At 73.0% G+C, this 13160-nt stretch carries 13 protein-coding genes; 9 read left to right on the plus strand and 4 right to left on the minus strand.

The features are described 5' to 3' along the window. The first annotated feature begins 3 nt into the window (after positions 1-3). Genes purF through EYQ95_RS16295 form a run of 3 tightly spaced genes read left to right on the plus strand, consistent with a single transcriptional unit; the run spans position 4 to position 2649 of the window. Positions 4-1473: an amidophosphoribosyltransferase gene (purF, locus tag EYQ95_RS16285; RefSeq protein WP_132328268.1), complete on the plus strand. Its 1470-nt coding sequence runs from the start codon at positions 4-6 to the stop codon at positions 1471-1473. 1 nt (position 1474) lies between these two features. Next, positions 1475-1843: a ribonuclease E inhibitor RraB gene (locus EYQ95_RS16290; protein ID WP_165924761.1), complete on the plus strand. Its 369-nt coding sequence runs from the start codon at positions 1475-1477 to the stop codon at positions 1841-1843. After that, positions 1843-2649, plus strand: a complete 807-nt coding sequence (locus tag EYQ95_RS16295; protein ID WP_132328270.1) for a ferritin-like domain-containing protein — start codon at positions 1843-1845, stop codon at positions 2647-2649. Before EYQ95_RS16290 ends, EYQ95_RS16295 begins: the two co-directional genes overlap by 1 nt. Before the next feature lie 16 nt (positions 2650-2665). On the opposite strand, the gene lpxH is transcribed toward EYQ95_RS16295, so the two are convergent. After that, entirely contained in the window at positions 2666-3400 is a 735-nt protein-coding gene (lpxH, locus tag EYQ95_RS16300; protein ID WP_132328271.1) for a UDP-2,3-diacylglucosamine diphosphatase, read from the minus strand. A 74-nt stretch (positions 3401-3474) separates the two neighbouring features. Here lpxH and gltX point away from each other — a divergent pair, with 74 nt between their 5' ends. From gltX to EYQ95_RS16315, 3 genes are all read left to right on the plus strand, one after another. Beyond that, positions 3475-4881: a glutamate--tRNA ligase gene (gene gltX, locus EYQ95_RS16305; protein WP_132328272.1), complete on the plus strand. Its 1407-nt coding sequence runs from the start codon at positions 3475-3477 to the stop codon at positions 4879-4881. Between the two features lie 4 nt (positions 4882-4885). Further along, a complete protein-coding gene (locus tag EYQ95_RS16310) occupies positions 4886-5383 on the plus strand; it encodes a transcriptional repressor (RefSeq protein ID WP_132328273.1) in 498 nt (165 codons plus the stop codon). 119 nt (positions 5384-5502) lie between these two features. Continuing rightward, entirely contained in the window at positions 5503-5910 is a 408-nt protein-coding gene (locus EYQ95_RS16315; RefSeq protein WP_132328274.1) for a hypothetical protein, read from the plus strand. On the opposite strand, the gene EYQ95_RS16320 is transcribed toward EYQ95_RS16315, so the two are convergent. Continuing rightward, on the minus strand, positions 5856-8003 hold the full coding sequence (locus EYQ95_RS16320) for a TonB-dependent receptor (protein WP_132328281.1): 2148 nt from the start codon (positions 8001-8003) through the stop codon (positions 5856-5858). The two genes, EYQ95_RS16315 and EYQ95_RS16320, sit on opposite strands and share 55 nt — an antisense overlap. 79 nt (positions 8004-8082) lie before the next feature. Here EYQ95_RS16320 and EYQ95_RS16325 point away from each other — a divergent pair, with 79 nt between their 5' ends. After that, a complete protein-coding gene (locus tag EYQ95_RS16325; protein WP_132328275.1) occupies positions 8083-8475 on the plus strand; it encodes a MerC domain-containing protein in 393 nt (130 codons plus the stop codon). Positions 8476-8605: 130 nt separating this feature from the next. Next, a complete protein-coding gene (locus EYQ95_RS16330) occupies positions 8606-8794 on the plus strand; it encodes a 30S ribosomal protein THX (RefSeq protein WP_132328276.1) in 189 nt (62 codons plus the stop codon). Positions 8795-8891: 97 nt separating this feature from the next. On the opposite strand, the gene EYQ95_RS16335 is transcribed toward EYQ95_RS16330, so the two are convergent. Both EYQ95_RS16335 and hutI read right to left on the minus strand, forming a co-directional pair. Further along, positions 8892-10085: a PHB depolymerase family esterase gene (locus EYQ95_RS16335; protein ID WP_207916483.1), complete on the minus strand. Its 1194-nt coding sequence runs from the start codon at positions 10083-10085 to the stop codon at positions 8892-8894. A 482-nt stretch (positions 10086-10567) separates the two neighbouring features. Further along, positions 10568-11785, minus strand: a complete 1218-nt coding sequence (gene hutI / locus EYQ95_RS16345; protein ID WP_132328277.1) for an imidazolonepropionase — start codon at positions 11783-11785, stop codon at positions 10568-10570. Between the two features lie 117 nt (positions 11786-11902). Between hutI and EYQ95_RS16350 the strand changes: the two genes are divergently transcribed. Continuing rightward, positions 11903-13147 carry a formimidoylglutamate deiminase gene (locus tag EYQ95_RS16350; protein WP_132328278.1) on the plus strand — a complete coding sequence of 415 codons (1245 nt, stop codon included), beginning with the start codon at positions 11903-11905 and terminating at the stop codon, positions 13145-13147. Positions 13148-13160 lie beyond the last annotated feature (13 nt).

Here is a 13160-nt window from a genome sequence, read left to right on the forward strand (position 1 = left end):
ACCATGTGCGGCATCATCGGAATCGTCGGCCAGAGCGACGTCGCGGCCCAGCTCTACGACGGGCTCACCGTCCTCCAGCACCGCGGGCAGGACGCCGCGGGCATCGCCACCGCCAGCGGCTCGAAGATCCGCGTGCACAAGGGCAACGGCCTGGTCAGCGACGTCTTCGACGAGGCGTCCATGCAGCTGCTGCACGGCAACTACGGCATCGGCCACTGCCGCTATCCCACCGCGGGCAGCGCCGGCTGCGACGAGGCCCAGCCGTTCTACGTGAACTCGCCCTACGGCATCGCGCTCGCCCACAACGGAAACCTGATCAACACCGATGCGCTGCGCCGCGAGGTGTTCGAGCAGGACAAGCGCAACGTCAACACCGAGTCCGACTCGGAAGTGCTGCTCAACGTCTTCGCGCACGAGCTGGACGTGCAGGGCGAGCTTTCGCCCGAGGCCGCCTTCCGCGCGGTCGAGGGCGTGCATCGCCGCTGCGTGGGCGGCTACGCGGTGATCGCCGCGGTGCTGGGGCTCGGCCTCGTCGCCTTCCGCGACCAGCACGGCGTGCGCCCGCTGGTGATGGGCAAGCGGGTGCGCGACGGGCGCGACGAATACGCCTTCGCCTCCGAGTCCGTGGCCCTCGACCTTCTCGGCTACGAGCGCCTGCGCGACGTGCGCCCGGGCGAGGGCGTCGTGGTCACCGCCGACGGCACGATGCATTCGCGCCAGTGCGCCGAGGAACGCAGCGCCACGCCCTGCATCTTCGAGTACGTCTACTTCGCGCGGCCGGACTCGATGATGGACGACGTCTCCGTGCACAAGGCGCGCATGCGCATGGGCCAGAAGCTGGGCGAGAAGATCCTGCGCCTGCGGCCCGACCACGACATCGACGTGGTGATCCCGATCCCCGACACCTCGCGCGACGCGGCCCTGGAGATCGCCAACGTACTCGGCGTGAAGTATCGGGAGGGTTTCATCAAGAACCGCTACGTCGGCCGCACCTTCATCATGCCGGGGCAGGGCGAGCGCGCCAAATCCGTGCGCCGCAAGTTGAACCCGATCCCGCTGGAGTTCCGCAACCGCGTGGTGCTGCTGGTGGACGACTCCATCGTGCGCGGCACCACGTCCAAGCAGATCGTGCAGATGGCGCGCGAGGCCGGCGCGCGCAAGGTCTACCTGGCCTCCGCGGCGCCCGCCGTGCGCCATCCGAACATCTACGGCATCGACATGCCGTCGGCCGAGGAGCTGGTCGCGCACGGCCGCACCGACGAGGAGGTGCAGGAACTGCTCGGCTGCGACTGGCTGATCTACCAGGACCTCAAGGACCTCGAGGAGGCCGTGGCCGGCCCGAAGAAGCGCATCGAGAAGTTCGACTCGTCCTGCTTCTCGGGCGAATACGTCACCGGCGTGGAGCCGGGCTATTTCGAGCGCATCAAGCAGCTGCGTTCGGATGCGGCCAAGCAGGCGCGGAAGGCGGGCTGAGATGAAGTCCCTGCAGCTGGCGATGATCCCCGACGACGAGAACGGCGCGGTGCTGCGCGCGATGGTCGAGGACGGGGATGACCTGACGATCCCGCGCGAGGTGGACTTCCACCTGGTCTTCGGCGACGAGGCGGCCGCCGCGGCCTTCGCCGAGGCCGCGAAGCAGTCCACCGACCTGCTCGTCTCCGTGCCCGCGGTGGACGATGAAGGCATCTGGCAGGTGACCGCCAGCCGCCACATGGCGCCCAGGCATGCGGACATCACGCGGGTCGAGCGGGAACTGACGGTGCTGGCCGAGTCCTTCGGCGGCTACCCCGACGGCTGGGAGTGCTCGCGCGCAGCCGGTCCCGAGGACGACGCGGAGGCCTGATGGCCGGCTGCCTGCATGCCGCGGCGCAGGACTGCCTGCGCGCGGCCGCGCCGGAAGCGAAGGTCGAGCGCACGTTCGAGGCCTTCGAGCGCTTCTCGCGCGGTGATCTTGCGCCGGATCCCGACGCGCCGCCCCCGCAGCCCATCGGCATGCCCGGCCGGCCCGAGCGCCCGCGGCTGGTGCATCCGCGCGACTTGCCGCGGCGCGGCTTCGGCACGCGCGAAGGGCTGGCCGCCTTCGTGCACGCGGTGGCGCACATCGAATTCAATGCGATCGACCTGGCCTGGGATGCGGTCTACCGCTGGCGCGGCATGCCGGCGCGCTTCTATGCCGACTGGGCGGCGGTGGCGAACGACGAAGCCCGGCATTTCACGATGCTGCGCGGCCGCCTGCGCGAGCTGGGCTTCGACTACGGGGACTTCGACGCACACCACGGGCTGTGGGAGATGGCCGAGAAGACCGCGCACGACGGCCTGGCGCGGATGGCGCTGGTGCCGCGCGTGCTGGAGGCGCGCGGGCTCGACGTCACGCCGGGGATGATCGCCAAGCTGCGCCAGCTCGGCGACGAAACGACCGCCGGCATCCTCGAGGTGATCCTGCGCGAGGAAGTGGGGCACGTGGCGGCGGGCAGCCGCTGGTTCCGCTGGCACTGCGAGCAACGCGGGCTGGAGCCGCGTACGACCTTCAAGGCGCTGCTGGCCGAGTACGCGCGCGCCGTGCTGTACGGGCCGTTCAACCGCGCCGCGCGGCTGGAAGCGGGCTTCGACGCCGACGAGCTGGCCTCGCTGGAGGCGCTGGCGAACTGAAGGGGGGCGGCTGCGCTCAGCGCAGGCTCTGCAGCTCGACGCGGGCGCCGTCCACGCGCAGCACCGAGCCCTGCTCGTACCAGTCGCCCAGCACGATGCGCTGGCGCATCCGGCCGCCTGCGTCGTGCGCATGGATCGCCGGGCGGTGGGTATGGCCGTGGATCATGCGGTCCACGCCGTAGCGCGCGAAGTACTGCGCGACCGTGTCCGGCGACACGTCGGTGATGGTTTCCATCGTGCCGGCGTCCCGGAGCGCCGCCTGCGCCGCCTGGCTCTGCGCGCGCGCCCGGCTGGCGAAGGCCTGCCGCGCCGCGAGCGGCTGCGCGAGGAACTGCGCCTGCCACGCCGGATCGCGCGTCTGCGCGCGGAAGGCCATGTAGCCGGTGTCGGCGGTGCACAGCAGGTCGCCGTGCAGCAGCAGGGTGGGCGCGCTGTCGAGCAGGATCACCGCAGGGTCGGCCAGCAGCGTCATGCCCGCGCGCCGCGCATAGGCCGGACCGAGCAGGAAGTCGCGGTTGCCGCGCATGAAGGCCACCGGCGTGCCGGCGTCGGCGACCGCGCGCAGCCCGGCCGCCACCGCCGCGCCCAGCGGGTCGGGATCGTCGTCGCCCACCCAGGCCTCGAACAGGTCGCCGAGGATGTAGAGCGCCTTCGCGCCGGCGGCCTCCTCGCGCAGGAAGCGCAGGAAGAGGTCGGTGACCTGCGGTCGGGCGGCGTCGAGGTGGAGGTCGGAGATGAAGAGGGTCGGCATGCGCGCATTGTAGGCGGCCGGCCCGGGCGGCCCGGCGCGGTAAAATCGCCGCTTTCCGCCGCCACGAGCCTGCAATGACCAGCCGCACCCGCTTCGCGCCCAGCCCCACCGGCTACCTCCACATCGGAGGCGCGCGCACGGCGCTCTACTGCTGGCTGGAGGCGCGCCGCCACGGCGGGCAGTTCATCCTGCGCATCGAGGACACCGACCAGGAGCGCAGCACGCAGGCCGCGATCGATGCCATACTCGATGCGATGGACTGGCTCGGCCTGGACTACGACGAGGGCCCGGTCTACCAGACGCAGCGCCTGGAGCGCTACTGCGAGGTCGCCGAGCAGCTCATCAAAGCGGGCAAGGCCTACTACGCCTACGAGACCAAGGAAGAACTCGAGGCCATGCGCGAGCGCGCCATGGCCGCCGGCGAGAAGCCCCGCTACAACGGCGCCTACCGCGACCGCAACGAAGGCCTGCGCGACGACCCCAACCGCGTGATCCGCTTCAAGAACCCGCAGGGCGGCGTGGTCGCCTGGGAAGACAAGGTCAAGGGCCGCATCGAGATCGCCAACAGCGAGCTCGACGACCTGGTGATCCTGCGCTCCGACGGCTACCCCACCTACAACTTCGCGGTGGTGGTGGACGACATCGACATGCGCATCACCGACGTGGTGCGCGGCGACGACCACGTCAACAACACCCCGCGCCAGATCAACATCTACGAGGCGCTCGGCGCGCCGGTGCCGCACTTCGCGCACCTGCCGATGATCCTCGACGAGCACGGCGCGAAGCTCTCCAAGCGCACCGGCGCGGCCGACGTCATGCAGTACCGCGAGATGGGCTACCTGCCGCACGCGCTGCTGAACTACCTGGTGCGGCTGGGCTGGTCGCACGGCGATCAGGAGATCTTCTCCATCGCCGAGATGACGCAGCTGTTCGACCTCAAGGACGTCAACGCGAAGGCCTCGCGCCTGGATCCGGCCAAGCTCGGCTGGCTCAACCAGCAGTACCTGAAGTCCGACGAACCGGAAGCCGTGGCCCGGCACCTGGTCTGGCACCTGGAGCGCCACGGCTACGACCTCGCGCAGGGGCCGAAGCCCGCCGACGTCGTCGTCGCGCTGCGCGATCGCGTGCAGACGCTGGCCGACATGGCCGAGCGCGCGGCGGTGTGGTACCGGCCGCTGCACCAGTACGACGATGCGGCCGTCGCCAAGCACCTCACCGCCGCCGCGCGCGCACCGCTCACCGAAGCGCGCGCGCGCCTGGGCGAGCTGATGACGTGGTCGCCGGAGTCCGTCTCGATGGTGCTGCACGACGTCGCTGCCGCCTGCGGCGTGGGCATGGGCAAGGTCGCGCAGCCGCTGCGCGTGGCGATCACCGGCACGCAGGTTTCGCCGGACATCGCGCATACGGTCTACCTGGCCGGCCGCGACGAGGCGCTTTTGCGCATCGAGGCGGCGATCGCGAAGCTGCCGGCCGAGGCTTGACGCCGTGTCACGGCGCGACGACCCCTGCATCGATCCGCACCACCACGTGCACAGTGGCGATGCCTTCGTGGCGGAGGTCGAACGCGCCTGCGAGGCGCGCGGGCTGCGGCTCACGCCCATCCGCGCGCATGCGCTGCGCCTGATCGCGGATGCCGGCCGCCCGCTGAAGGCCTACGAGCTGCTCGACCGCATGAAGGCCACGCACGAAGGCGCGGCGCCGCCGACGGTGTACCGCGCGCTCGACTTCCTGCTCGAGAACGGCTTCATCCACAAGCTGGCGTCGATCAACGCCTTCGTGGGCTGCCACCACCCGGGCGCCGCGCAGCACGCGGTGCCGTTCCTGATCTGCGACCGCTGCCATTCGGCCACCGAGCTGGAGGACGCGCACATCGTCGATGCGCTGGATACGCGCGCCCGCACGCTGGGCTTCGTGCCGCGCGCGCAGACGCTGGAAGTGCACGGCCTCTGCGCGGCCTGTGCGCCGGCGGGAGCGCAGGACTGACGCGACGTGCAGGGCCCGGATGCCCGCGTCGCCGCAGGCGCCGGGGCGCGGGCGAGGCGTCCCGTGCAAGGCGTGCCCGGGCGCGCTGGATCCCGGCACCACCCGCGCGGGGTGGGCGCATGATCCGCCTGTCTCGCCGCCTGCAGGGCCTGCTGGCACGCATCCTTCCGCTGTGGCGGCCGGTCACGGTCCAGGGGCGCGTCGCCTGGCCCGGTGCCTGCGCCGACCGCGCGAGCGGCGAGGCGCACTGGACGGTGCGAGTGACGCTGCTGGACGCATGCATCGGCCGCGCGCGGCTGGGCGAGCCACTGGAACTGCACTGGCGATGCGCGCCGGAGCAACTGCATGCGCTGCTGGTCGCGCTGTCGCCGGATGCGACCCTGACGGCTCGCATCCGGCTTGACCGCGGCGCGCGCATGCGGGCGCGGCTGTGCGGGATCGACCGCGTCCAGCCGCCCCCGCGCGCGGTGGATCAGAAGAACGCGCGCACGCCGAAGGAGATGCCGCGGCCCGGCAGCGGCGCGTAGTCCTTCAGGAACGAGGTGTGCACGCGGGCCTCCTCGTCGAGCAGGTTGCTGGCGTCGGCGAACAGCTCCCACGCGTTGCCGCCGGCGGTGTCGAGGTGCCAGGTCACGTGCGCGTCGACCAGCGTGTAGGCGGGCGTGGCCTGCTCGAACTCCGCCACGCGGTCCTGCCGGGCGTAGCGGATCGCACCCAGCGACGCGCGCCACGGCCCGCGTTCCCAGCGCAGTTCGCCGCCCACGCGGGCGGGCGCGATGCGGGGCAGGTTGCCGGTGAGGGCGATCTCGGTGGCGTAGTCATGCGCGTGGTCGCCGTGCGGCACCGACACCTCGATGCTGCGGCGGCCTTCGCCGTCGAGCCGGGCACGGACCACGTCGCCGAACAGGCGCAGGCCGAAGCGGTTCGCGCCGGTGTCGAGGAACGTCCAGTCCACTTCCGCCTCGGCGCCGGTGAAGCGCGCGTCGGCCTGCGTCCACACGCGCACCGGGGCCTCCTCCTCGATGTCGGTGCCGGCGAGGTAGATGAAGTCGTCGAACTGCACGGCATAGACCGAGGCGCCGATCTTCAGCGGCCCGGCATGCCAGTGCAGGCCGATCTCGGCGCGGTTGGCCGTCTCGACGTCGAGCGTCGGGCTGCCGATCTCGAAGCTCCGCGTGGCCACGTGCAGGCCGCTGGAATAGAGCTCCTCGGCGGTCGGCGAGCGCTGCGCGCGGTCGAGGCCGAAGGAGACGTGCAGATCGGGCGTGAGGTCCCAGCGCAGCGCGGCCGAGAGGCTGGTGGTGTCGAAGTCGCGGGCCGGGCCGATGGCCGTGGCGTCGTCGGCCTCGACCTCGTTGCGGTCGTGGCGCAGGCCGAGCTCGGCGGCCACCGGGCCGAAGTCGCGGCGGCCGATCCAGAACAGGCCGGCGTCGCGCGAGACGGAAGAGGGCACGAAGGCCTCGTCGCCCACGGCCGCGAAGTCGCGGCGCGACCACTGCGCGCCGAACGCGCCGGCCCAGCCGGCCAGCGCGCGGTGGGCGAGTTCCAGGCGCGCCTCGGTGGTGTCGTTGTCGAAGACGGTGCCGACCTCGTCGCCCTCGAACTCGGTATGCGTGTAGTCGGTGCGGGCGAGCTTGATGCGCGCGGTGTCGAAGATGCCGACGCGGTCCAGGCCGCCGCGCACCTCGGTGCGGCGCTGGTCGAGGACGATGCGCACGGACTCCCCGTCGTGGCCGGCCTCCCCGTCCTCGCCTTCGTCCTCGTCGTGCGCATGTGCGGCGCCGGGGATGCCGTAGCGCGTGTTGTAGAGGCTCTGCGCGGCACCGAGGAAGCCGCGGCTGCCGATCCAGGACATGCCCAGCGCGGCCGAATCGGTGCGCAGCGCGCTGCCCGGGAGCACGCCGAAGACGCGGTCCTCCTCCAGGCCTTCCTCCTCCTCGTGCTCCTCGTGCAGCGCCTCGCTTTCGGCGTAGCCGGGAATCTCGTAGTCGCCGGTCTCGCGGTGCAGGGCGTCGACGTGGAAGACGAGGTTGCCGGACGCCGACGTGCCGTCCAGCCGCAGCATGCCGGTGCGCTCGTCGTTGACGGTGCCGGCGCGCAGCTCCGCGCGGCCCTGGAACGGGGCGTCGGTGGCACGGGTGGGCACGCGGCCGTCGACCACGTTCACCGCGCCGCCGATCGCGCCGCTGCCGTAGAGCAGTGTGGCCGGGCCCTTGAGCACCTCGATCTGGTCGGCGAGGAAGGGCTCGATGCTCACGGCATGGTCCACGCTCACGGTGGAGACGTCGCCTGCGGTCAGGCCGTCGCTGAGCACCTGCACGCGCGCACCCTCGAAGCCGCGCACGATCGGCCGGCCCACGCCGGGGCCGAAGTAGGAGGACTGCACGCCGGGCAGGCGCGAGACGGTCTCGCCCAGCGTGGCGGCCTTGGCCTCGTCCAGCGCCTCGCCCGAAAGCACCTCGACCGGCCGGGTCAGGTCCTCGGCGGTGGTCGGCAGCGGGCTGGCGCGCACGACCACGCGGTCGAGCTCGTGCTCGTGCTGGTGGGCGGCGTCCTGGGCGAAGGCGGGCGTGGCGGCCAGGAGGGCGAGGTAGAGGGCGGTGCGGGGGAGTGTCGACATGGTCGTCAGGGGAGCCGGGTAAACTGGATGGGCCGGAATGTTATAGTGTTTCAAATCGTCGACAAGCCTGACGTTCGTCATGTCCGAACCCGACACCGCCCTGCGCACCGCCGACCGCGTCGGATTCGCCGCGTCGTTCCTGTGCGCGGTCCACTGCGCGACCATCCCGCTGCTGCTGGCGCTGGTGCCCGCGCTGGGGCTGCGCGTGGCGGGCTGGACGGACATCGACCAGGCCTTCGTGATCTTCGCCAGCCTGCTGGGCCTGACCACCATGAGCCTGGGCTACCGCCGCCACCGCGCCTTCCGGGCCTGGGCCCTGCTGCTGCCGGGGCTGGCGCTGATCTGGGCGGGCTCGTTCACCGCCCTGCACGACCACGGCTGGGCGCATGCGGTCGTGATGACCCTGGGGGGGCTCGCGCTGGCCGCCGCGCACGGGGTCAACCTCCGCCTGAGCCACCGCCCCGCGGCCTGAGCCCGGCCCGCGCCGGGCGCCTGTGCTAGGCTTTCGCGCCTCGCGAGCCGCGTGGGTCCACCGCGTCCGCCTCGTATTCGCAGCGCCGCCGCGCGCATTCCACCGAACAACTGTCAGGAGCCACACGATCATGGGTAAGGGCGACCGCAAGACCGCCAAGGGCAAGCGCTACAACTCCAGCTACGGCAATGCCCGCAAGAAGACCGTCGCCGTCGCCACCGGCACCTCCGCGGCCCCGGTCGCGAAGAAGGCCACCAAGACCGTCGCCAAGGCACCGGCCGCGAAGAAGGTGGCGGTGAAGAAGGCCGCGAAGGAGTAATCCTCCGCGCCGAGCGAAAAGCCCCGCGATGCGGGGCTTTTTTGTGGGCGATCGCCGGGCCCTGCCCGCCGCCGGTGACGGGCCGGCCGTGCTGGGCTCAGCCCCCGCGCGGCGGGAGCGACTGGAAGAAGGTCCACATCGCGTCGTTCGCCGACAGCGCCGTCGCCGGCGACTTGCCGCGCACGGCGCCACCGCCCGGCCAGGAATGGCCGCCGCTGTCGGTGATGCAGACCTGCACCCGCGCGCCGCCGCGGCAGGGCGCGTGCAGGTCGCAGGTGGCGTCGGGGCGGTCGACCACGCGCACGGGCGTGGCGGCGCAGCCGTTGCGCTGCACCCAGCGCTGCACGGTTTGCGCCACCGACGTGAAGTCGGTGACCTTCGCGGGGTCGCGGAAGGCGTCCGGGCCGGCGCCGCCGTCGAACAGCACGTGCGTGTCGTCACGCGCGTGGATGTGGAGCACGGCGACCTCGCGCGAGGGCGCGCAGCCGCGGGTGGCGTCGGTGCCGGCCACGGCGGCGATGGCACGGAACAGGTCGGGGGCCTCGCAGGCCAGCCGGTAGGCCAGCATCGCGCCGTTGGACATGCCGGTGGCGTACACGCGCGTGGCGTCGACGGCGAGCCGGCGCGAGACGTCGGCATGGACGCGGCGCACGAAGCCGACGTCGTCGACCGCGCGGTCGCGCGCGTCGCCGCAGCACGCACCGGCGTTCCAGGTGGCCAGGCGGCCGCCGGGAAAGCGGCTGAAGCCGTTGGGGAAGACGGCGATGAAGCCGGCGCGGTCGGCTTTGGAGACGAGCCCGTACTTGGTGTCGTCGGCCTGCCATTCCATGTGGCCGCCGCCGCCGTGGAAGGCGAAGAGCAGCGGCATGGGCTGCCCGGGGCGGTACGAAGGCGGCACGTACACCAGGTAGCCGCGCTCGAGCCCGTCGTGGCGCAGCGTGTAGCGGTACAGGCCGGGCGCGCGGATCGCGCCATCGGGGCCGGGCAGCGCGGCGCTCGCCGCCGGCCTGGCGCGCTCGTGCAGGCGCTCGCGGATGCGCTCGCGCAGTCGGCCCTCGCGGGCGTCCGCCACCAGGGCCGCGAGGGCGAGCATCGCCGCCGCGGCCGTAATCCATGCATGTGCAGGTCGCATGTATCGCTCCCCGCGCCGTGACCGGGCGCGCACGGGAGCCAACGCGCCGCCACGGGCCGGGTTGACGCCGCCGGTCAGCGCGCGCCCGCGGCGCCCGGCCTCCGCCGGGGCGCGCAGCAGGCCGGCGCCCCGCACCGTGCGGATGACCCCGTCGCCCATGCCGGGCGCGCAGCGCCGCGACGGGGGCCGGATGGCCCTCGACCGCCCCCAGCCCCGCCGGCAACGCGCCGTCGAAGTCCGAGCCGATGCCGGCGTGGTCCTTGCCCGGCAGCCTTGCCGCGTATTCGACCTGGCCGTCGGTGGTCGCGGGCTTCGGACGGGCCGCGTGCCAAGCCTCGCCGAACGGCTGGACCATCGTCGCCGGTGCGTCGCCGCGTGCCGCAGCACCGGCCACCGATTTCCACGCGCGCGAGTTCGCGAAAGTGGGCGGTGCGGTCGGCCGCCGCGGGTCGATGAAGCCGCCGAACACGATCCGCCGCGCGCCGCCGCGGCCTGCGATGCCGCGCGGCGGCCCGTGGCCCGGGTTGTGCTCGAAGCGCCGAGTGGAACGGCGCAGGCCCGAATGGCTGGCGATCACTCGCGCCTTCGACACGCGCGCAGCATGTCGCGCACGGCCTGGTCGGGCAGCTGCGAGGCGTCGATCAGGCGTCGACCCGCCGGCCCCCCGCGTACACGCCGCGGGCCAGGCGCCCGCCCAGCCAGTAGCAGAGCTCGGCCGGATGCGAGACGTCCCAGCAGGCGAAGTCCGCGCGCAGGCCCTTGCGCAGCAGGCCGCGATCGGCCAGCCCGAGTGCGCGCGCGCCGTGCACGGTGGCGCCGCGCAGCGCTTCCTCCGGCGTGAGGCGGAAATGCGTGCAGGCCAGCTGCATGGCCTGGCGCAGCGAGAGCAGGGGCGAGGTGCCGGGGTTGCAGTCGGTGGCGATGGCCATGGGGACGCCATGCGCGCGGAACGCGTCGAGTGGCGGCTGCTTCGTCTCGCGCAGCACGTGGAAGGCGCCGGGCAGCAGCACGGCCACGGTGCCCGCCTGCGCCATCGCGCGCACGCCGTCCTCGGTGGTGTGCTCGACGTGGTCGGCCGACAGCCCGCGGAATTCGGCCGCGAGCGCCGCGCCGCCGAGGTCGCTGAGCTGGTCGGCATGCAGCTTCACCGGCAGCCCGAGCGCGCGCGCGGCCTCGAACAGGCGGCGGGTCTGCGCGGGCGAGAAGCCGATGCCCTCGCAGAAGGCGTCCACCGCGTCCACCAGGCCCTCGGCATGCAGCCGCGGCAGCCAGTCGATGGCGGCGTCGATGTAGTCGTCGGCGCGCCCGGCGAACTCGGGCGGCAGCGCATGCGCGGCCAGGTAGGTGGTCGACATGCCCACGCCGCATTCGCCGCCCAGCCGGCGCGCCACGCGCAGCATGCGGCGCTCGGTGTCGAAATCCAGACCGTAGCCGGACTTGATCTCGACGGTGGTGGCGCCGTCGGCAACGAGCGCACGCAGGCGGCGCGCCGACGCGGCGGCGAGGGCGTCGTCGTCGGCGGCACGGGTGGCGCGCACCGTCGAGAGGATGCCGCCACCGGCGCGCGCGATGTCCTCGTAGGACGCGCCGGAGAGCCGCATCTCGAACTCCGCCGCGCGGTCGCCGCCGAAGACCAGGTGCGTGTGGCAGTCGACCAGCCCGGGCGTGATCCAGCCCCGGTGCTCGACCACCTCGCGCGCCAGTGCGTCGGGCGCGGCGGGCAGGGCCGCGCGCGGGCCGACATAGGCCAGCCTGCCATCCTTCCAGCCCAGCGCGCCGTCTTCGATCGCGCCGTAGCCCTCGCCGTCGAGCGTGGCCAGCGAGGCGCCGAGCACGAGGCCGTCCCAGCGCTCAGCCATGGGGCGCGGGGCGGACGTGCGGCGGAGGAATCCGGATTCCGGAAGGGGCCAGTGGCATGCGCGCATCCCGTGACGGTGGGCGGTAGCCTAGCGCACCGCATCCTTCGCCCGCCCGCCATGACCGAGCCTTCGTCCATCGTCCGCCGCGTGCCCGAAGGCTGGGCGGTTCCGGGCATCGCCAACCTGCATTCGCATGCCTTCCAGCGCGCGATGGCGGGGCTGGCCGAGCGCCGCACCGACCCGGCCGACAGCTTCTGGACCTGGCGCGAGACCATGTACCGCTTCGCCGCGCGCTTCGATCCCGACAGCCTGCGCGCGGTGGCCGCGCAGCTGTACGCGGAGATGCTGGAAGCCGGCTACACCCGCGTCTGCGAGTTCCACTACCTGCATCACGCGCCCGATGGCCGGCCCTACGACGATCCCGCCGCGATGTCGCGTGCGCTGGTCGAGGCCGCGCGCGAGGCCGGCATCCGCCTCACGCTGCTGCCCGTGCTCTACATGACCGGCGGCTTCGACGGCCGCCCGCTGTCGGAACGCCAGCGCCGCTTCGGCCACGACGTGGACGGCTACCTGCGCCTGCTCGACGCGCTCGCTGCCGAGGCGGGCGAGGACGTGGCGATCGGCTGCGCGCTGCACAGCCTGCGCGCGGTGCCGCCGGACGCGATGCGCGCCGTGCTGGCCGCGCTGCCGCCGGACATGCGCGTGCACATCCACATCGCCGAACAGGTGCCCGAGGTGGAGGAATGCGTCGCCCTGCGCGGCGCGCGGCCCGTTCGCTGGCTGCTCGACCATGCGCCCGTGGATGCGCGCTGGACGCTGGTGCACGCCACGCACCTGGACGCGGGCGAGGTCGAAGGCATCGCCGCCACCGGCGCGACCGTCGCGATCTGCCCCACCACCGAGGCCAACCTCGGCGACGGCCTGTTCCCTCTGTCGGCGTATCTCGACGCCGGCGGGCGCTGGGGCATCGGCTCGGATTCGCACGTCTCGGTCTCGCCGGTGGAGGAGCTGCGCTGGCTCGAGTACGGGCAACGCCTGGCCACGCGGCGGCGCTGCATCGCGGTGGACGCGGGGATGGACAGCGTGGGCGCGACGCTGCTGCAGGGCGCGCTCGAAAGCGCGGCCGACGCGACCGGCTTCGACCCCCGCGGCGAGCGCGTCGTGCTCGATGCCGACGCCCCGGCCCTGGCCGGTGCGACGGCAGAGGATGTGATCGACCGCTGGATCTTCGCCGGCAACCGCCCGCTGGTGCGCGAGGTCGCCGTGGGCGGGGCTGTGCGCGTGCGCGAGGGCCGCCACGTCGACGGCGCACGCATCGCCGCGCGCTACGCCGGCGCGATGCGCCGGCTGCTGGCGGACTGATCCGCGCCGCGCC

This window comes from Lysobacter sp. N42, from assembly GCF_004344885.1.